Source organism: Kitasatospora sp. NPDC043950, assembly GCF_056435345.1.
On the sequence record NZ_JBWKER010000028.1, the window covers coordinates 79,609 to 98,609 of the forward strand.

At 72.9% G+C, this 19,001-nt stretch carries 18 protein-coding genes; 7 read left to right on the forward strand and 11 right to left on the reverse strand.

The features are described 5' to 3' along the window. Positions 1 to 209: 209 nt before the first annotated feature. Entirely contained in the window at positions 210 to 1,229 is a 1,020-nt protein-coding gene (locus AC07BF_RS20155; RefSeq protein WP_478333689.1) for a hypothetical protein, read from the reverse strand. 164 nt (positions 1,230 to 1,393) lie between these two features. Here AC07BF_RS20155 and AC07BF_RS20160 point away from each other — a divergent pair, with 164 nt between their 5' ends. Further along, on the forward strand, positions 1,394 to 1,987 hold the full coding sequence (locus AC07BF_RS20160) for a TetR-like C-terminal domain-containing protein (protein WP_363631457.1): 594 nt from the start codon (positions 1,394 to 1,396) through the stop codon (positions 1,985 to 1,987). Positions 1,988 to 2,070: 83 nt separating this feature from the next. Here AC07BF_RS20160 and AC07BF_RS20165 read toward each other — a convergent pair whose 3' ends face one another. Beyond that, entirely contained in the window at positions 2,071 to 2,445 is a 375-nt protein-coding gene (locus AC07BF_RS20165; RefSeq protein WP_400811372.1) for a hypothetical protein, read from the reverse strand. A 290-nt stretch (positions 2,446 to 2,735) separates the two neighbouring features. Further along, positions 2,736 to 3,317: a TetR/AcrR family transcriptional regulator gene (locus AC07BF_RS20170; protein WP_363585699.1), complete on the reverse strand. Its 582-nt coding sequence runs from the start codon at positions 3,315 to 3,317 to the stop codon at positions 2,736 to 2,738. Positions 3,318 to 3,415: 98 nt separating this feature from the next. On the opposite strand from AC07BF_RS20170, the gene AC07BF_RS20175 reads away from it, so the two are divergent. Then, positions 3,416 to 4,159 carry an SDR family oxidoreductase gene (locus tag AC07BF_RS20175; RefSeq protein WP_400989723.1) on the forward strand — a complete coding sequence of 248 codons (744 nt, stop codon included), beginning with the start codon at positions 3,416 to 3,418 and terminating at the stop codon, positions 4,157 to 4,159. A 114-nt stretch (positions 4,160 to 4,273) separates the two neighbouring features. Further along, positions 4,274 to 4,789, forward strand: a complete 516-nt coding sequence (locus AC07BF_RS20180) for a hypothetical protein (RefSeq protein WP_400989720.1) — start codon at positions 4,274 to 4,276, stop codon at positions 4,787 to 4,789. Positions 4,790 to 4,891: 102 nt separating this feature from the next. Here the strand turns inward: AC07BF_RS20180 and AC07BF_RS20185 are convergent, their stop codons facing one another. Further along, positions 4,892 to 6,409, reverse strand: coding sequence for a carbohydrate binding domain-containing protein (locus tag AC07BF_RS20185; RefSeq protein ID WP_478333690.1), 1,518 nt, complete (start codon positions 6,407 to 6,409; stop codon positions 4,892 to 4,894). A gap of 596 nt (positions 6,410 to 7,005) precedes the next feature. Continuing rightward, a complete protein-coding gene (locus tag AC07BF_RS20190; RefSeq protein WP_363585695.1) occupies positions 7,006 to 7,602 on the reverse strand; it encodes a choice-of-anchor C family protein in 597 nt (198 codons plus the stop codon). A gap of 496 nt (positions 7,603 to 8,098) precedes the next feature. Here AC07BF_RS20190 and AC07BF_RS20195 point away from each other — a divergent pair, with 496 nt between their 5' ends. Next, positions 8,099 to 9,052 carry an aldo/keto reductase gene (locus AC07BF_RS20195; protein ID WP_363585694.1) on the forward strand — a complete coding sequence of 318 codons (954 nt, stop codon included), beginning with the start codon at positions 8,099 to 8,101 and terminating at the stop codon, positions 9,050 to 9,052. 100 nt (positions 9,053 to 9,152) lie between these two features. Here AC07BF_RS20195 and AC07BF_RS20200 read toward each other — a convergent pair whose 3' ends face one another. The 4 genes from AC07BF_RS20200 to AC07BF_RS20215 form a co-directional block, all read right to left on the reverse strand. Beyond that, the gene (locus AC07BF_RS20200; RefSeq protein WP_363585693.1) at positions 9,153 to 9,773 is read right to left on the reverse strand and encodes a GNAT family N-acetyltransferase; all 621 of its coding nucleotides are present in this window, start codon (positions 9,771 to 9,773) and stop codon (positions 9,153 to 9,155) included. A gap of 140 nt (positions 9,774 to 9,913) precedes the next feature. After that, entirely contained in the window at positions 9,914 to 10,588 is a 675-nt protein-coding gene (locus tag AC07BF_RS20205; protein ID WP_363585692.1) for a nitroreductase family protein, read from the reverse strand. A 134-nt stretch (positions 10,589 to 10,722) separates the two neighbouring features. Next, entirely contained in the window at positions 10,723 to 12,360 is a 1,638-nt protein-coding gene (locus AC07BF_RS20210) for an ABC-F family ATP-binding cassette domain-containing protein (protein WP_478333691.1), read from the reverse strand. 104 nt (positions 12,361 to 12,464) lie between these two features. Continuing rightward, positions 12,465 to 13,697: a trypsin-like serine peptidase gene (locus AC07BF_RS20215; RefSeq protein WP_400989716.1), complete on the reverse strand. Its 1,233-nt coding sequence runs from the start codon at positions 13,695 to 13,697 to the stop codon at positions 12,465 to 12,467. Between the two features lie 528 nt (positions 13,698 to 14,225). Here AC07BF_RS20215 and AC07BF_RS20220 point away from each other — a divergent pair. Further along, positions 14,226 to 15,833: an ABC-F family ATP-binding cassette domain-containing protein gene (locus tag AC07BF_RS20220; RefSeq protein ID WP_400989713.1), complete on the forward strand. Its 1,608-nt coding sequence runs from the start codon at positions 14,226 to 14,228 to the stop codon at positions 15,831 to 15,833. Between the two features lie 43 nt (positions 15,834 to 15,876). Here the strand turns inward: AC07BF_RS20220 and AC07BF_RS20225 are convergent, their stop codons facing one another. Next, entirely contained in the window at positions 15,877 to 17,370 is a 1,494-nt protein-coding gene (locus AC07BF_RS20225) for a S41 family peptidase (RefSeq protein ID WP_478333692.1), read from the reverse strand. Between the two features lie 245 nt (positions 17,371 to 17,615). Here AC07BF_RS20225 and AC07BF_RS20230 point away from each other — a divergent pair, with 245 nt between their 5' ends. Together AC07BF_RS20230 and AC07BF_RS20235 are read left to right on the forward strand one after the other, a co-directional pair. Continuing rightward, on the forward strand, positions 17,616 to 17,828 hold the full coding sequence (locus AC07BF_RS20230; RefSeq protein ID WP_063351004.1) for a hypothetical protein: 213 nt from the start codon (positions 17,616 to 17,618) through the stop codon (positions 17,826 to 17,828). A gap of 25 nt (positions 17,829 to 17,853) precedes the next feature. After that, the gene (locus AC07BF_RS20235; protein WP_478333693.1) at positions 17,854 to 18,225 is read left to right on the forward strand and encodes a toxin Doc; all 372 of its coding nucleotides are present in this window, start codon (positions 17,854 to 17,856) and stop codon (positions 18,223 to 18,225) included. An 86-nt stretch (positions 18,226 to 18,311) separates the two neighbouring features. Here AC07BF_RS20235 and AC07BF_RS20240 read toward each other — a convergent pair whose 3' ends face one another. Next, positions 18,312 to 18,959, reverse strand: a complete 648-nt coding sequence (locus tag AC07BF_RS20240) for a Pr6Pr family membrane protein (RefSeq protein WP_363371201.1) — start codon at positions 18,957 to 18,959, stop codon at positions 18,312 to 18,314. Between the last annotated feature and the right edge of the window lie 42 nt (positions 18,960 to 19,001).

Here is a 19,001-nt window from a genome sequence, read left to right on the forward strand (position 1 = left end):
GAATGCCCTTAGGGCATCCATCCTGCGTCCCGACTCCCTAACACTAGCTGAGTGTAGGGGTGTCGTCTCTCCCTGCCCCCCCCCCCCCCCACCCCCCCCCCCCCCCCCCCCCCCCCCCCCGAGGTGGGGTGGGTGGGCAGCGTGCGAGGGTGGGGATCAGTAGACCGGTCTGCATAATTTCCCGCGGGCGGTGCGCGGGCGGGGCCTGGTCAGTGGGTGTGGTGGTAGGTGGCGACGGTGGTGAAGGCGGCCTTGGGGTCCCAGGGGAGGTCGGGGTAGGTGGTGCCGGGGCGGTCCTCGTAGACCTTGACGATGCCGTAGCTGGCGAGGTCGAGGTCGTCGCGGGGGTCGGCGTCGGGGCGGTGCACGTGGTCGTAGAGGGCGAAGGTGAAGACGAAGGTGGCGTCGATGCCGCCGGCGTCGAAGGCCTCCAGCAGTTCGCGCAGGTAGGCGGCCTGGCCGGCCTCGTCGCGCTCGTGCGCGGCCTTCAGGCGGACGGGGCCCTCGGCGTCGTACTCGACGATGTCCAGGCCGAGCGCGCCCCGGTCGCCCGCGCCGCGGTAGCCGGCGGAGCCGAACTCGGTGATGGCGACGGGCTTTCCCTGCGAGGCCAGGCCGTGGACGCCGTCGGCGAACCGGTCGGCGGTCTCGGCGGAGCGGTAGAGGTCGAGGGAGATGAGGTCGAAGGGCGTCCAGTCGACGCGCTCCAGTGGTACGGCGGCGTAGGTGACGCGTCCGCCGAAGTGTTCGCGGACGGTGGTCACGGCCTGGTCGAGGAACGCGTTGACCCGGCCGCTGACCGGTCCGAGGTGTTCGCGGACGAGCTCGGGTCGGCTGAGCAGGGCGATGCGTTCGTCCGTGGTGTCGCCGGGCAGGAACCCCGGGTTCATCAGGCTGAGTTCGGCCCCGGTGACGAACACCACCTCGGCCCCGCGCCGCCGCAGCCGTTCCGCGCGCTCGGCGCAGTCGGCGAACAGGGCCAGGAGTTCGTCGGCGGCGAGTTCCAGCGGGTACGGAGAGTGCCAGACCTCCAGTCCGAGGTCGGCGGCGAGTCCGGCGGCGAGTTCGATCCGGTCGGGGTCGCCGCCCATGATGCGGACCGCGTTGCAGTGCAGGTCGTCGCGGATGATGCGCAGTTCGCGTTCGACCTCCTTCGGGTCGAACCGGCTGCGGGAGTACGACCCGTTCCTGACGAATCCGGTGTCGTAGCTGATGCCTTTGGCGCGCACGGTGTCCTGCCTTCCTGGGGGTGGGACGGGGAGCAGGCAAATACGGTACGGCCAGTACCCTAGTTGGTGTGGGACGGAGAGGACAAGAAGGATGGGAGGGTAGGGGGCGGTATCGACGGCGGTACCGGCGACGGGGTCGGACTGGATCGGACGGGACGAGGGCCATGGCCGGGCAGACGCGGCGGCGCGGGGCGGCGCTGGAGGAGGCGATCCTCCGGGCGGCGGTGGCGGAGCTCACCGAGTCCGGATTCGCCGGGCTGACCATGGACAAGGTCGCCGCCCGCGCCAGCACCAACAAGAACGCCCTCTACCGCCGCTGGCCCAACCGCCTGGCCCTCGGCATCGCCGCCTACAAGCAGCTGGCCACCGCCGCCGTGCCCCCCGACACCGGTGAACTACGCGGGGACGCCCTGGAGTTGCTCCGCCAGGCGAACCGGCACTGGAGCTCCCCGCTCGGCGCGATCCTGCGCGAACTCCTGGCCGCCGCCGGTGGCGCGGCGGAGTTCCTGGCGCAGCTCCAGGACCAGTCCGGCGAGGCCGCGGCCGCCCCCTGGCTCACCGTCCTGGGGCGCGCGGTCGCCCGCGGCGAAGCGGCCCCCGAGGCGCTCCACCCCAGGGTCGCCACGGTGGCGGTGGTGCTGCTGCGCAACGAGTTCGTGGTGCGGGGCGTGCCGACCGCGCCCGACGACGTCCTGATCGAGATCGTGGACGAGGTCTACCTGCCGCTGATCCGGCGCCGCGGGCCGTCGGACGTCTGAACGGACACGGCCCTGGAGCGGCGCCCAGCGGGACTCGTCGGTCGGGCTGAGGGCGGGCCGAGGGCGGGCGCGGGCCTCCGGGTTCAGGAACCGCCGAGGTGGCGGGCCTCCAGGTACACCGTCCGCTCGGTCTGCCCGGGGTCGGCCAGCACGCTGAAGCGGCTTCCGGTGGAGGTCGTGAAGTCGACGAAGAGGTCGTAGGTCACGTTCTTGTCGAAGGACCAGCCGAAGGTCCGGGTCTCGGTGTCGGAGTCGAAGCCCGTCCCGGCCCCCTGCCCGGGGCTCCAGGGGACGGGGCGGGCCAGGTCCACCGAGTGGTCGGCGAGGAAGCGGTCCACGCAGTCCTTCGGTGCCCGGAAGCTCAGGTTCAGGACCTCCCCGGGGTACTTCGCCGATCCGTGGAACCCGACGCCCTGAAGGTCGCACGCGGGCAGGTCCAGCCCGAACGCCTTCGTCACCTTTTCGAGGGTCTGCCCCTTCGGGCTGCCCGGGTACGCCCTCGGATCCGGATCCGGGTCCCCGGCCGCGCAGCCGGCCGCCAGGGCGACGGCGGCGGTCGCGGCCGCAACCAGCGCGGCCGAACGTCGCGCCGGGCGGGATGTGAACGGCCTTGCTGCGCCTCGCCCTTGCATGAATGTCCCCTCCCCGGACGGGTGCCGTCCCGCAGGGAGGGCCCCACGGGACGGTACCGAAGGCGGATCGGATGATCAACCGGCGTGGGCGCCCGGCAGGATCCGCCGGAGGGGGCCTAACTGTTCCCGGCGACCAGGGAGTTGGTGAGCCGGTCGGCGACGGTGGCGTCGAGGGGGGCGTGGCCGAGGATGAAGCGGTACCAGAAGACGCCGTAGACCTGGTCGACGATCAGGTCGAGGTCGGTGTCGTCGGCGAGTTCGCCGCGTTCGCGGCCGCGGGCGAGGAGGTCGCGCAGGGTGGTGCGGCGGGTGGCGGTGAAGGTCTGCATGAGGTCGGCGAGGTGGGGGTCGCGGGCGGCTTCGCGGACGAGGGTGCGCAGGGCGGGGGCGGTGGTGTCGCGCTGGGAGCCGTCGAAGGTGGTGGCGATGAAGGCGCGGAGGTCGGTGCGCAGGGTGCCGGTGTCGGGGCCGGGGACGTCCTGGTCGGCGCGGTCGGTGAGGGCGTCGAGCAGGACGGCGCCCTTGGAAGGCCACCAGCGGTAGACGGTCTGCTTGCCGACGCCGGCGCTGCGGGCGATGGCGTCGATGGTGACGGGGGTGCCGTCGGACTCGGCGAGCAGGTGCAGGGCCGCGTCGAGGATCGCCTGGTGGGCGGCCTCGTTGCGGCGGCGTCCGGTGTGCGGGCGGGCTTCGGTCATGGGGTTCCCTTTCTTCTTCCCCCGCTTGACAAGACTAGCAGTCTCGATAACATTATTGACGGAACTAGCGGTCTCGACAATATGAAGGACACGCCACCATGAGCACCACGTCAAACCTCTTCGCCGGACAGCGCGTCGTCGTGATGGGCGGCAGCTCGGGCATCGGCGAGGCCGCGGCCACCGCCTTCGCCGCGGACGGCGCCGAGGTCGTGATCACCGGCCGCGGCCGGGACCGGCTGGACGCCGCCGTCGCCCGGATCGGCGGCAGGGCCACCGGCCACCAGCTGGACGCGGCCGACCCCGAGGCCGTCGCGGCCTTCTTCGCCCAGTCCGGCACCGTCGACCACCTGGTCGTCGCGGTCAGCGGCGCGGCCGGCAGCGGTCCGTTCGCCCAGCTCGACCTGGCCGACCTCGCCACCGGGTTCGACGCCAAGTTCTGGCCGCAGGTCCGCGTTCTCCAGGCGGCGCTGCCGCACCTGCGGTCGGACGGATCCGTCACGCTGATCACCGCGGCCTCCGCCCGCGCCGCGTTCCCCGGCACCGCCGGACTCGCCGCCATCAACGGCGCGCTGGAGGCGATGGTCCCGCCGCTGGCCGTCGAACTCGCCCCGCTGCGGATCAACGCCGTCTCGCCCGGCGTCATCGACACCCCGTGGTGGGACCGCGTCCCGGCCGGGCAGCGGACGGCGCTGTTCGACGGTCTCGCCGCCACCACCCCGGTCGGCCGCGTCGGCCGGGCCGAGGACGTCGCGCAGGCGATCCACCTGCTGGCCGCCAACACCTTCGTGACGGGCGTGGTGTTCGACTGCACGGGAGGGGCCAACCTGCCCACCGGGCGCTGAACGAACCGTCGGCCGACCGGGCCCGGCCCGTAGCCGGCTCCGGCCCGCAGCAGTGCCCGGCCCGGAGCCGTCTCCGGGCCGGGGGTTGTCACAGCTCAGCCGTACGGTTCGGTCATGAGCGTTCCCGACCTGATCCCCATCCGGTACGAGCCCGACTACCGCACCCGCACCATCGGCCGGTGCGAGGGCGGCCAGTTCCTCGCCTCCGTCACGGCGGCCTTCCCGGAGGTCGGGGCCGACGTCGAGAACTGGCAGGCGCAGAAGCGCTGGTTCGCGGTGCTCCACCGCTTCGACGACGCCGGCCGGCACCTCGACTCGCGCATCCACTCGACCGGCACGACGGCGGACGGCGAGAAGGCGGCCGTCGAGGCCGCCCGCGCACTCCTCGCCGACTGGCTCGACGCCCTCCCCGGCCGCGCGTACGGGGACATCGCCATCGCGCCGTTCGCCGTCCGGGTCGAGGGGTCGCTGTTCGGGCTGGTCATCGAGACGGACGAGGAGGACGAGACGGACGAGGAGGACGAGGACAAGGAAGAAGAGGGCGAGGACGGCGAGGGCGGGGTCTGGGCCGAGCTCTACCCCGACGGCCTCGGCTTCCACGCCCCGTGGGACGGCTGCTACGACACCTGAGCCGCGGCCACCGTCACCGCTTCGCCTCCTGGCGGCCCTTGAGGAACACCCCTGGCACCGGGCCGACCCCTGCCGAGGCGGGGGTCGGCCCGTGAGGTGCGGTCAGCCCGCGTACTGGGCGAAGATCTTCGCGAACTCGTACGGCTGCTGCGCGATGTTGGTGCACTTGGAGAGCGAGCCGCCGGTGCAGGCGTTGGCGTCGCGGGTGGCGTCCCAGAAGGCCAGCAGGCCGAGGTGGTTCTGCCGGGCGAAGGTCACCAACTGCTGGGCGGCGGCCTGGTTGTAGATCTGGTGGTCGTCGTTCTCGCCGATCATCGGGGTGACGCCGACCATGGCCCACAGCTGGGCGTCGGTCTTCGCCGGGTAGAGCGCCTTGAGCTGGCCGAACAGGGCCTGGGCGGCCTGCACGGCGGCGTTGCCGTAGTCGGTGCCGGTCCGGTAGTAGTCCATCGCCATGATGTTCACCAGGTCGACGGCGACCCCGGCGTCGCGGGCGGACTTGACGATGGCGACGCCTTCGGTGGTCAGGCCCTCGGGCAGGACGGGCAGGGTGAAGGAGACCTTGAGGCCGGGGTGGGCCTGCTGGAGCTTGGCGAGCGCGGCGGAGCGGCGGTCGTTGGAGGCGGTGTCGGCGATGGCCGCGCCCTCGATGTCGAAGTCGACGTAGCGCAGGTTGTAGGCGTTGACCACGGCGTCGTACTCGGCGAACAGCGAGTCCACGGTGGTGCAGGCGGCGGCGAGTTCGGTGCCGCTGGCGCCGCCGAAGGAGAGCTTGACGTCGCCGCCGGCCGCGCGCAGCGCGTCGATCTGGTCCTTGGCCCAGCCGGTGCGCGGGTCGTAGGCGTTGAACCAGCTGGCCTTGCAGCCGACGCCGGTGACGAAGCCCATGGTGTAGGCCTTGAGGTTGCCGGACTTGGCCATGTCGGGCATGGACGGGGTGGGCCAGGCGCCCATGTCGATGTAGGGCGCGACGGGGACGGCGACGTTCGGCGGCGGGGTGCTCGGGCCGCCGGTGGGCGTGCCGGTGGGGCCGCCGGTCGGGGTGCCCGAAGTGGGCGGCGGGGTGGTGGGGTTGCCGCCGCCGGGGCCGGTGAGCGTGATGTCGTCGGCGAGGTAGGCGCCCTGCCCGTACCAGCCGTGCAGGTAGACGGTGACGCTGGTGGTGGCCGGGCCGGTGGTGAAACTGGTGGACAGCTGCTGCCAGTTGGCGCCGCCCGGCGTCCAGATGGCCGGGTCGGTGACGCCGCTGCCGGTGGCACCCAGGTAGACGTACTGGCCCTGCACCCAGGCGCTGAGGTTGTACGTGGTGTTGGGCTGGACGGTGACGGTCTGGCCGCACTGTGCGGTGTCGCTCGCGCCGACCGCCCCCTTCAGTGCGTAGCTGCCGCTGTGCGCACCGGAGTTGACGACGCTGCCGGTCCCGCCGGAACAGCTCCACGGGCTGAGCGTGCCGCTCTCCAGGCCGGGGTTGGCCAGCAGGTTGCCGTCGGCGGCGCCGGCGTTCCCGGCGAGCGTGGCGAGGCCGCCGGCGGCGAGCGCGGTGGCGGCGGCGAGGCTCAGCAGCTTGGTGCGACCGGCGGTGCGGCGGTGCGTGGGGGCGGGCTGGGGCGCGCTGGGCATGGGGGTGCCTCTCGGGACGTGGGGCCGCCCGCGCCGCGAAGGGGGATACGCGGGGCGGGCGGCAGCATGGGGGCTGGTCCGGTGCGGGGGAGGAGCGCGGTGCTGAGCATCAAACTGGACTAGACCAGCTGTGCACGTCAAGCACTTCCGGGGCATCGGAAGCCCGCTGTGGGAAGGTTTTAGGAACGGTTTAAGGCTCTGGGATCCCGCTCCTGGAACACCGCTCCGCGCCCTCGGACGGCACCCCTGTCGACCTCCGGCGCCCTGGCAGGAGGATTTTCGGCTCCCGGCAGGAGGCGGCCGCGAAAGCGACGGCGGTGAAGGCCGGGCCGCGGAGTCGACCCGACGAACTTCGTGCCGCCCACGATTCCGTTGCCGCCGATGGCACTTGCCGTGATGGCGCCCGCGCCGATGGTCCGGGTCAGCGAACCCTGAGCGTCCCATTCGGCTTCGGCGTAGCTCTTCCGGTAACTGACCCTGTCAGGGCTCGTCGTGCGGGGTGAAGCACTTTAAGCGAGGGGGAAACAACGGTCGGCAAGGAGGAGAAGGCCCGCCCGCTGGTCTCGAACCGGCGGGCGGGCGGGCGGTTCAGTGGATCACCCGCAGCACGGCTTGCACTCCTTGACCTGGACGTCGTCCACGACCGGGCCGGCCGAGCCCGCGTTGGTGCTGGCGAAGGTCAGCGTGGTGGAGGCGTTCCGCGCGACGAAGCTGAACTGGCGCCCCACGTAACCCATGTTGGTCGGCGTCTTGCCGGTGATGTCGAAGGAGAAGTCCTGGAAGTCCTGGCCGTCGACGAGCACCCGGCCGGTCTTCACGGTCGGTGCGGCCGACGTGTTGCCGGCCAGCGCGTACGTCACGGAGTAGGTGGCGCCCGGGACGGTGGTGAAGGACTGGGCGACGGCGCCGGTGGTGGCGCCGTTGAGGTCCACCGACTGGTCGCCCTCGGCGGCCTGCCAGAACCCGGCGCCGATCAGGTCGACGCTGCCGGTGGTGACCGTCCACGGGCCGATGGTCTGTCCGGCGCTGAACTCGGCGAAGCTGTTCGCCGGGGCCTTGGGCGACTCGAAGCTACCGTCGTCGAAGCGGCTGAGGGCGCGGTGGCCGCCGGCGGCCTGCGCCGGGACGGTCACGGCGGTGGCGGCGGCCACGATCACGGCGACGGCGGCGAGGCGGGTGCGCGAGAACGTCATGGGTTCCTCCCCAACGGGATACGACTGGATGAGCCGATGATCGGCTGTGCCCAGAGGGTCCGCCGTCGCCGTGAGCCCTGCCAAGACCGGGCGGATGGCGCCCGGTGGTGCGGAGGTTCCGCCGACGGGCTCCCGCGCGCCGGTTTGACGGGTGATCACCTGGTGTCGGCCGGTCGGCCGGCCTGCGCCCGCCCGGCGGCGGGCCGTGGTGCGAACGCACGGTTCGGATGGTCGTGTCCGCTCGCATGGTGGTGAAGTCCGTCGCACGCGCTCCGCCTGCGCCTCGGGCGCATCGCACCCCCGGGTGAGCCGAGGGCCGCTCATATGATCAACGGCCCCTCTGGCGGTCGGCGGATCGGAAGTGGATCCGAGGCGGATCCGAGGCGCGTCCGGACGGGCTTGACCTTGAGTGCACTCCAAGGTGAAAGCTGGACGCGTTGATCCACCGCAGCACCCCGCGAGCGGCCAAGCACACCACCACGATCGGAGCACCGTCATGCGCAACGCCACGTTCGGTACCAACGGCCCGGAGACCGGCGTCATCGGCCTCGGCTGCATGGGGATGACCTGGGCCTACGACGTGCAGAACCGGGACGACGAGAACTCCGTCCGGGTGATCCGGCAGGCGCTGGACCTCGGTGTCACCCTGATCGACACCGCCGACATGTACGGCCCCTACACCAACGAGGAGGTGGTCGGCGCCGCGCTGGCCGGCCCGTACCGGGAACGCGCCTTCCTCGCCACCAAGGTCGGCATCGTCCCGGGCGGGTCCGGCCAGTCGGCCCGCGACGGCAGCCCCGAGCACGTGCGCCGCTCGATCGACGACAGCCTGCGCCGCCTCGGCACCGACCACGTCGACCTCTACCAGCTGCACCGGGTCGACCCGGCCGTCCCGATCGAGGAGACCTGGGGCGCCCTCGCCGAGACCGTCGCGGCCGGCAAGGCCCGCCGGATCGGGCTCTCCGAGGTGACCGTCGAGGAGATCAAGCGGGCCCAGTCGGTGCACCCGGTGGCGTCCGTGCAGTCCGAGCTCTCGCTCTGGACCCGGGACGTGCTGGCCGAGGTGCTGCCGTACACCGAGGAGCAGGGCATCGCCTTCCTGCCGTTCTCGCCGCTCGGCCGGGGCTTCCTGACCGGCAGCATCGCCTCCTTCGACGAACTGCCCGCCGACGACTTCCGCCGCCGGCTGCCGCGCTTCCAGCAGGACGCGCTGAAGGAGAACCTGGCACTGGTCGGCAGGGTCAAGGAGGTCGCCGAGCGGATCGGCGCGACGCCCGCGCAGGTCGCGCTGGCCTGGGTGCTGGCGCAGGGCCGGTACGTCTTCCCGATCCCGGGTACCAAGACGCCGCGCTACCTGGTGGACAACGCGGGCGCGGCCGAGGTCGTGCTCTCGGCTGCGGACCTGGCCGACCTGGACGCGCTGCCGACTCCGACCGGCGAGCGGTACTGAGCTGAGCGGCGAGCGGTACTGAACGGCGAGCGGTGTTGAGCGGCGAGCGGTACCGAGCGGCATGGGCCGCCCGGGTCGCCGGCCCCGCCTCGGAACGCCGTCAGGCCTCCCGGACCCAGATCAGCTGCCGCCCGGTCTCGGCGGGAGCCCGGACGGCGGCCTCGGCGACCCGGTCGAGCCGGTAGCCGAGCTTGCGCGGGACGGCCGCGCTGGCGCCGTTCGCCTCGTCGCAGTGGATCTCCACCCGCGCGATGCCGGGCAGCGCCAGGGCGGCCTCGGTCAGCGCCCCGGCCGTGGTGGTGGCGATGCCGCGGCCGGCGTGCCGGGCGGCGACCCAGTAGCCGATCTCCAGTGCGCCGGGGCCGATCCGGCCGTGCAGGCCGAGGGCGCCGACCACGCCGCCGGGTTCGGCGTCCAGGCCGACCAGGTACATGAAGTCGGTGCCGGCCTCCCAGGCGAGGGAGCCGGCCCGGGCCAGCTCGGCGGTCTGCGCCCGGGTGGGGGGCTCGGCCGCCCACTCCATCCAGGGCCGCAGGTGGTCCAGGTTGGCGCGGACGGCCTTGTTGAGCGCCACCGCGTGCGTGCTGCGGCGGCGCAGCAGCGAGATCCCGCCGGGCAGCCGCAGTTCCTCGGGCGGCCGCCCGGCGGTGACGGCGGCGGGAGCGGGCACGTGGAGCGGGGCGGGCGGGTACTTGCAGGACCGTGACTGCGGGTGGCTCATGGCCGCGATTATGTCCTTGGCCGGGACCTGTCACCAATGAATTCCAGACGGCCTCCCACCAGGCCTCTCACCGGTCCCCGCCACACCCCGGCGCGCCCGGCCGCACCCCCGGCGCACCGGGGCGCGCACACGCCCGGCGGTCAGAGCCGGATCAGCACCTCGTCCAGCTCCTTGCGCCGCAGATCCGGCACCCGCGCCCCCTCGGCCGGGTAGCCGACCGGGATGACGTACGCGGCGCGCTCCTCCAGCGGACGCTCGCAGACCTCGTTGAGGAACTTCATCGGGCTCGGCGTGTGGGTCAGCGTCGCCAGCCCGGCCTGGTGCAGCGAGGCCAGCAGCAGTCCGACCGCGATCCCCACCGACTCCTTGGTGTAGTAAGGCCGCGGCGAATCGGGCCCCTTGTGCACTTCGAACACCACGATCACCGCCGGCGCGTCCTCCAGGAACGGCTTGCGCCAGTCGGTGCCGATCGGCGCCAGCGCGGCCAGCCACTCCTCCGACGCCCGGTGCGCGTAGAACTCGCGCTCCTCGGCCTCGGCGGCCTCGCGCAGACGCCGCTTGCGTTCCGGGTCGGTGATCACCACGAACCGCCAGGGCTGGACGTGCGCACCGCTGGGCGCGGTGTTGGCGGTCCGGATCGCCCACTCGACGACCCCGTCCGGGATCGGGTGGGTCGCGTAGTCGCGGACGGTCCGGCGCTGCGCCATCACGTCGTGGAAGGACCTGCTGCGGGCCTCGGCCTCGTGGGCCGGCACCGTCATCGGGGTGAGGGGGACGGTCGGATAGGGCGTCCCTGCCACTGCACTGTCAACCATGGCCGACAGCACAGCACATGACGGCCGCGCCGGGAAGAGGTCGAGACCAATCCGCAGATCAGGCCCATCCGGCGGGTCCATCCGGCAGGTTCATCCGGCAGGGCCGCCCGGCGGGGCCGCCCGGCGGGGCGGGACTACAGCTCGTGCACCCGCCCGTCCCGGACCTCGATCCGCCGGTTCACCGTGACGGTGTCCAGCATCCGCCGGTCGTGGGTGACCAGCAGCAGGGTCCCGGTGTACGAGCCGAGCGCCGCCTCCAACTGCTCGATCGCGGGCAGGTCCAGGTGGTTGGTGGGCTCGTCCAGCACCAGCAGGTTGACCCCGCGCGCCTGGAGCAGCGCCAGCGCGGCCCTGGTGCGCTCGCCGGGGGAGAGGGTGCCGGCCGGGCGCTTCACGTGCACCGCCTTGAGGCCGAACTTGGCCAGCAGGGTGCGCACCTCCTCCGGCGTGAACTCCGGGACGGCGGCGGCGAAGGCGTCCGCCAGCGGCTCGCCGCCGAGGAACAGCCCGCGCGCCTGGTCCACCTCGCCGACCACCACGCCGGAGCCCAACGAGGCGCTGCCGCCGTCGAGTTCGAGCCGGCCGAGCAGGGCGGCCAGCAGCGTCGACTTGCCCGCGCCGTTGGCGCCGGTGATGGCGACCCGGTCCGCCCAGTCGATCTGGAGGTCCACCGGGCCGAAGGCGAAGTCGCCGCGGCGGGCGACGGCCGCGCGCAGGGTGGCGACCACCGAGCCGGAGCGCGGCGCGGTGGCGATCTCCATCCGCAGCTCCCACTCCTTGCGCGGCTCCTCGATCACGTCCAGCCGCTCGATCATCCGCTGGGTCTGCCGGGCCTTGGAGGCCTGCTTCTCGGTGGACTCGGCGCGCTGCGCCTTTCCGATCTTGTCGTTGTCGGAGGACTTGCGGCGGGCGTTGCGCACGCCGTGCTCCATCCAGCCGCGCTGCATCCGGGCCCGGGCCTCCAGCCCGGCCTTGGTGTCGGCGTACTCGTCGTACTCCTCGCGGGCGTGCCGGCGGGCCACCGCGCGCTCCTCCAGGTACGCCTCGTAGCCGCCGCCGTACAGGTTGACCTGCTGCTGGTGCAGGTCCAGCTCCAGCACCTTGGTGACGGTGCGGGCCAGGAACTCGCGGTCGTGGCTGATCAGCACGGTGCCCGCGCGCAGGCCCTTGACGAAGGCCTCCAGCCGCTCCAGGCCGTCGAGGTCGAGGTCGTTGGTGGGCTCGTCCAGCAGGAAGACGTCGTAGCGGGAGAGCAGCAGCGAGGCGAGGCCGGCCCGGGCGGCCTGGCCGCCGGACAGCGCCGTCATCGGCAGGTCGAGCGAGACCTTCAGGCCGAGCGAGTCGGCGACCTCCTCGGCGCGCTCCTCCAGGTCGGCGCCGCCCAGCTCCAGCCAGCGGTCCAGGCTCGCCGCGTACGCGTCGTCGGCGCCCGGGCGGCCCTCGACCAGGCCCTCGGTGGCCTCGTCCAGCGCGGTCTGCGCGGCCGCCACGCCGGTGCGACGGGCCAGGAAGTCGCGCACCGACTCGCCCTCGCGCCGCTCCGGCTCCTGTGGCAGGTGGCCGATGTTGGCGGTCGCCGGGCTGAGCCGCAGCGAACCGCCCTCGGGGGTGTCCAGCCCGGCCAGCAGCCGCAGCAGCGTCGACTTGCCGGCGCCGTTCACGCCGACCAGGCCGATCACGTCACCGGGGGCGACGACCAGGTCCAGGCCGGAGAAGAGGGTGCGTTCGCCGTGACCGGCGGCGAGGTCCTTGACTACGAGTGTGGCGCTCATGATGAGCCCGATTGTAGGAGGAGCGGGCCGGGTGGCGGAAAAGCCCGGGGCCGCGGCGCGGCTGCCGCGACCCCGGGGACCGGCCACGCGGGCCGGTCAGGAGGTCACTTGGACTTCTTCGAGAAGTAGTCGAACATCCGGGCCGCCACGTCGTCCAGGTACGGGCCGGCCTCCCAGGTGCTGGCGCCGTTGCCGATCGAGGTGTCGCTGACCAGGGCCGGCTTGCCGTCCTTGGCGGCGACCCAGCCGCCGCCGCTGCTGCCGCCGGTCATGTTGCAGCCGATCATCAGCATCGCCGGGCGGCTCGGGTCGCCGGTCTTCTTCACCGGCTTCCCGCTGTCGCAGTGGTCCAGCTCGACGCCGTCGAACGGCTTGCCGGCCGGGTAGCCGTAGGCGCTGACGCTGCTGAGCTGCTCACGCGGGGCGTTGAACCAGATCGGCACGGAGCCGCCGACGGTCTCCTCCAGCGACTTGCCGTCGCCGCTCGGGTTGGCGACCTTGATGATCCCGAAGTCGTACTGGCTCCACGGGCCGCCGTGCTCCGGGTCGGCCTCGGCCGACCACTGCGGCGAGACCATGCCGGCGGTCGCGCCCCACTCGCCGTACGGCTCGGCGGCGGTCTCGTTGGCCTGCTTGCCGCCGCTCAGCAGGCCGTTGCTGTTGTAGGCCGGGGCGAAGGAGATGTTGGTGTAGTACGTGCCGCCCTTGCCGCCGTTCAGGCAGTGGCTGGCGGTCCAGACCAGGTTGCTCTTGCCGGGGTTGGCCGGGTCGGAGACGACGGTGCCGGAGCACACGTAGTCCTCGTTCCCGTCCTTGAAGAAGAGCTTGCCGTTGACGTGCAGGTTCTTCGCGAACGGGTGCTGGGTCGGCTTGGCCTCGATGACGGTGGGCAGCGCGTCGCCGGTGCTCGGGGGCTGGGCGGTGGTGGGCTGCGCCGGGGCCGGGGTGGCCGGCTTCGAGGTCGGCTGTGCCGGGGCCGCGCCGGTCGGCTGGGCGGGCGGCTGCGTCGGGTCGGGCTGCGGCTGCGGCATCGGCTTGGGCTTGGCGTTCAGGATCCGCTGCAGGGTCCAGTAGCCCTTGACCGCCGGAGTGATCACGTTCTGCTGGGCCCACTTGTCCCAGTCCTCGAACTTCCAGGTCTTCAGCTCTTCGGCGGTCGGCAGCTTGATCGGCGCCGCGCCCGGCTTGCCGGTGGCGCCGGCCGCGACCGTCGGAGCCGTGGTCCGGGCCGTGACCGGGTCGCTGTTGTCCGGGCCGCACGCGGTCGCGGCCAGCACGGTCAGCGCGGCGACGGAGGCGCCCAGGACGGCACGGTTCGGCCGGTACATCGGTGACATGAGTTCAGATCCCCCTGTGAATAACCGCCACGCGACCCCTTCCTCGGGTACGGCTCCGGGGAGCCGCAGGCGTGGCAGGGGAGGAGTCTGCCATGCGGATAAAGGCCCCTTACGCACACCCCCGGACTGGGGCGGGGCCGTCACCGGATCGGCACCGGACCGGCACCCGCCCTCCTCCGGGCGCCCGGAATCCGGTCGGGCGAGCCGCTTCCCGACGCGTGTCCAGGGGTGCTTCCCGGTGCGCCGAAATTCGGTTGCCCGGGTCCGGCGCCGTGCGTAGCGTGGACGGAGTCACCCGCCAGACAAGGAGAAGGCCGTTGCTCTACTGAGGTCCCGAGACACCGCCCCCGCCGCGCAGGCCCTTCGCCGCGCGGTGTGCGAGTGTGCGACCTCAGTCACGGCCCCGTGGCGAGCCCGATCCGGCTGATCCGGATCCGCCCCGCCCTCCCCCGGCCGTACCGGCCCGCACCCGCGGTGTCTCCCCGTGTTGCTCATCGTTCCCTTCGGCAACCACCCGGGAGGCCCTCCATGGCACAACCCACCACCGCCGTCCTCTGCACCGATCTCACCTTCGAGTGGCCCGACGGCAAGCCCGTCCTGGACGGCTTCCACCTCGCCGTCGGCCCCGGCCGCACCGGCCTGATCGGGCTCAACGGCGCCGGCAAGTCCACCCTGCTGCGGCTGATCGCCGGCGAGCTGACCCCGACCGGCGGCACCGTCCGGGTCGACGGCGAACTCGGCTACCTGCCCCAGGGGTTGACGCTGGACACCACCGTGCGGGTGGACGAGGCGCTCGGCATCCGGGCCACCCGTGAGGCCCTGCACGCCATCGAGTCCGGGGACTCCGACCAGCGCCACTTCGACGCCGTCGGCGACGACTGGGACGTCGAGGAGCGCGCCCGCGCCACCCTCGACCGGCTCGGCCTGCACCGCCTCGGCCTCGACCGCACCACCGGGGAGCTCTCCGGCGGCGAGGCCGTCCTGCTGCGCCTCGCCGCCCTGCTGCTGCGCCGCCCCGACGTCCTGCTGCTCGACGAGCCCACCAACAACCTGGACCGGACGGCCCGGGAGCGGCTCTACGAGACGGTCGCAGGCTGGCACGGCGTCATGCTGATCGTCAGCCACGACCGCGAACTGCTCCAGCACGTCGACCAGATCGCCGACCTGCGGGACGGCGCGGTCACCTGGTACGGCGGCAACTTCGCCGAGTACGAGCGCACCCTCGCCGCCCAGCAGGAGACCGCCGAGCGGCTGCTGCGCAACGCCGAGGCCGACGTCGAGCGCCAGAAACGGGACTTGACCGAGGCCCGCACCCGGCTGGACCGCAGCGCCAGCTACGGCAAGAAGCGCTCGGTCACCCGCAACGACCCGCACATCTTCGCGGGCAAGCTCAAACGCCAGGGCCAGGAGACGGCCGGGCGGCTCCAGGGCATTCACACCGAGCGGCTGGAGGAGGCCCGGCAGCGGCTCACCGCCGCCGAGGAGGCGGTGCGCGACGACGCCGAGATCCGGATCGACCTGCCGCGCACGGCCGTCCCGGTCGGGCGCACCGTGCTCACCCTGCAGAAGGTCCGGCTGCCCTACGGCACCACCGCCGACCTCGACCTGCGCGGCCCCGAGCGGATCGCCCTGGTCGGCCGCAACGGCTCCGGCAAGACCACCCTGCTGCGCACCATCGCGGGCGAACTCGCCCCGCTGGAGGGCGAGGTCAGCACGCCGGTGCCGTTGCGCCACCTGCCGCAGCGGCTCGACCTGCTGGACGACAAGCTGACCGTGGCGGAGAACGTCAAGCTGTTCGCCCCCGCCGCCGGGGACAACGCGATCCGTGCCCGGCTGGCCCGCTTCCTGTTCCGCGGCGGCCGGGCCGACCAGCCCGCCGCCACCCTCTCCGGCGGCGAGCGGTTCCGGGCCACCCTGGCCGCGCTGCTGCTGGCCGACCCGCCGCCGCAGCTGCTGCTGCTCGACGAGCCGACCAACAATCTGGACCTCGCCAGCGTCCGCCAGCTCACCCAGGCGCTCGCCGCCTACCAGGGCGCGCTGATCGTGGCCAGCCACGACGTGCCGTTCCTGCGCGGCCTGGGCCTCACCCGGTGGCTGGAGCTGGACGGCGAACTGCGGGGGGTGGATCCGATGTAGGGGGACCGGTACGTCGCGGGCGGCCCCGCCCGCGACGCGGCCGCTACTGCTCGGCGAGGACGCGGCGGGCCGTGCTCAGGGCGGAGTCCTTGAGCCCGGCCAACTCCTCATCGGTGAACACCGGTGTGCGGATGTCCGGCGGGATGCCGGGGCCGTCGAAGGTGCTGCCGTCGGGCGTGAGGTACTTCTCGTTCGGCAGCACCACCATGAAGTCCGGCGAGAGGGTCTTGACCAGCACGTCGGAGAAGACGCCCTGGGTGTTCTCGCCGATCCGGACGACGTGCGGGGAGCGGCCCATCAGGGTCTGGGCGAAGGTCTCGGCGGCGCTGATCGACAGCGAGGAGGTGAGCAGGGCGACGGGGCCGGTGAAGTGCTCGGTGCGCGCGGGCCGCACCACGACCGGCTGCGGCCGGGTGAACTTCGTGGGGTCGGCCGGGTCGTCGCGGGCCACCTTGCGGTAGGCGACGTACGGGCGGTCGGTGAGCCGGGCGGCGATCTGCTGCCCGAGCGCGTCCGAGCCGCCGCCGTTCAGCCGGACGTCGATCACCAGGCCGTTGAGCCGGTCGGGGTCGGCGAGCAGGGCGTCCAGGGCCCGGTCGAGCTCCTTGGCCTGGGCGGTGAATCCGCCGGTCGCGTAACCGTCGAAGCCGCTCACCCGCAGGTAGCCGACGCCGTCCGGGAGCCGGCCCACGCCCAGCCGACTCACCCCCTGCGCGTTGACGGCGAACTCCTGTTCGGGGCCGGTCAGTTGTGCGTCGACGGCCCTGCGGGCCGCGTCCCGCAGGGCGGGCGTCGACTTCAGCGAGCCGTCGCGCCGGCCGGAGTAGACGCCGGTCGGGCCGGTGCCGGTCACCCGGGCCAGACTGGTGTGCGCGTCCTTGAGCGGGGTCAGCAGGTCGATGAAGATCTGCTGGAGCTGGTCGGTGGTGGTCGCCGGAGTGATCTTCGCGCGCTGCTCGTCGCGGGCCGCGTGCCAGTCGATCCCCTTGGCGGCGAAGAAGGGGTAGTTCTCCTCGAAGGTCTCCCAGAACCGGTCGAAGACCGCGAGCGGGTCGTTGGGGGCGGGCCGGGTGCACAGCGCCGGCAGCGCGTCCAGGCGGCGCAGTGTCTTGGTGCCCGTCCCGCCCTCCTCGACGTCGATCGCCCGGCGCCCGCCCGGCTGCGGGGTGAGGGTGAGGGCGTTGTCGCCCAGGACGTACCGGACGGTGCCGTCCCGGCCGGGGGCGCCGTCCTGCGTCCCGGTGACCCACCCCGGCACGCAGCTGTGCGTCGTCACGTCGTAGGTGGCCAGGCTGCTCCCGGAGACCACGGCCACCAGGCCGTACCCGTCCATCTGCCAGACCCCCTGGAGGGACCCGCCCCGCCTGTCCTGGCCGTCGGCCTGCGTCGCGGCCACCCCCGGCGCCGCCACCGCGACCGTCATCGCGAGCGCCACCGCCGTGGCCGCCACCGCCCTGCCGACCGCCGCCCTGCCCACGGCCGCCCCGCTCGCCGTCGTCCTGCTCGCTGCGGCCCTGCCCACTGCCCTGCGCGTCATCTCCGGCCTCCGCCGAACCGCCCGGCCTCCCCCGCGGAACCGCTCCGCCGCCTTGCCCCCGACGCTACGGCGGCCCCCACCGCCCCGGCGTCATCCCGCGCGCCCGACCCCCGCCCGACTTCGGGGCTACCCGCGGCTCCGCCGAAACCACTCCGTGGGGGTATCGACAGCAAACCCTTTTGACGGTGGGTGAAAATCCTCCGTCGGTGGTCCCAACTCCGGTGCGCTCCAGTACCATCGGCGCCATGCCTGCGCTCAACATCGAGTACACGGAGCACGAGCTCGCCGCGATCCGCGAGGCCGCCGCCGCGGACGGGAAGAGCATCAAGGCGTACATCCACGACCTGAGCGTGCGGGAGCAGCAGCGGCGGGTGTTCGTGGACCACGCGGTGGCGTTCTGGAAGTCGCACCGGGCGGAGTTCGACGCCGCGTTCCCGGAGGACGCGCCGGCGGCGTGAACGGCGCGGCGGGGGTGCGGGGATGATGCCGCTCCACGTCGACCTGCGCTGGCTGCTCGACGTGCAGGAGCTGGCCTCGCCGGAGGACCTCAGCGTGCGGGACTACTCCGCGCTCCAGGCCGCCGTCGCCCGGCACCGGGTGAACACCGCGCAACTCGGCCACGGCGCCGACGCCGCCTGGTGCGCGGCCACCCTGATGCACACCATCGTGCTGCTGCGCCCCTTGCCGGTGCGCAACAACCTGTACGCCTGCGTGACGACGGCCGCGTACATGCACGCGGCCAAGGAGGGCATCGACCCGCCGTACGGGGCGCTGGTCGAGCTGGCCCGCGACATCGCGGCGGGCGGGGCGGACGTGTTCGCGGCGGCCGACCGGATCCGCTCCTGGCGGATCTGAGGCCGGCCGCCGCGCGGACGGTCACCCGGGAAGGGAGCCCCCGGGAGAGGGCGACCCCGGGAAGGGCGCCATCTGCGCCCGGGCATTCAGGACTTGGCGGACCTCAGCTTGCCCGCGACCAGCGTTCCCAGCCGGTCCAGGCCGACCACGGCGGCGGCCAGCACCACGAACTCGACCGTCAGCAGGGCTATCTGGCCCCAGACGTAGCCGTAGCCCTTGGTGGTGGGGTCGAAGAAGAAGTAGGGGTAGGGCGTCGGGTAGTCGTCGAACAGCGCGTTCCGGGCGAGCACGATCGCCGCGTAGCCGAGTGGGAAGGCCAGCCAGAGCGGGATGTCCTTCCAGGCCGCCGCGTTGCGCGGCTTCAGCACCAGCCAGTCGGCGATCACCATCACCGGCGTCACGTAGTGCAGGAAGAACGACGACCAGTGCGCGAGCTTGTCCGGCCCGCTGACCAGCCCGGGCAGCGGGTTGGCGCCGTGCTGGAGCAGGACGTGCGAGACCAGCCCGGTGATCAGTATGTACAGGGTGGCGGCGCCGCGCAGCCGGGGCGCGGGCGCGTCCACGGTGTCGCGCTTGAGCATCCAGTACACGGCGCCGATGAAGTAGCCGAGCACGATGACGTTGCTCTGCACGGTGAAGAACACCAGCGGCGCGGTTCCGAGGGTCAGGCCGAGGCCCGCCGAGAGCACGATGCCCATGCGCCACCACAGCGCGGGGCGGGTCCGGACTGTCATGCGGCCACCAGTTCGTTTCAGGCGATACGGGAGGTATCGGAC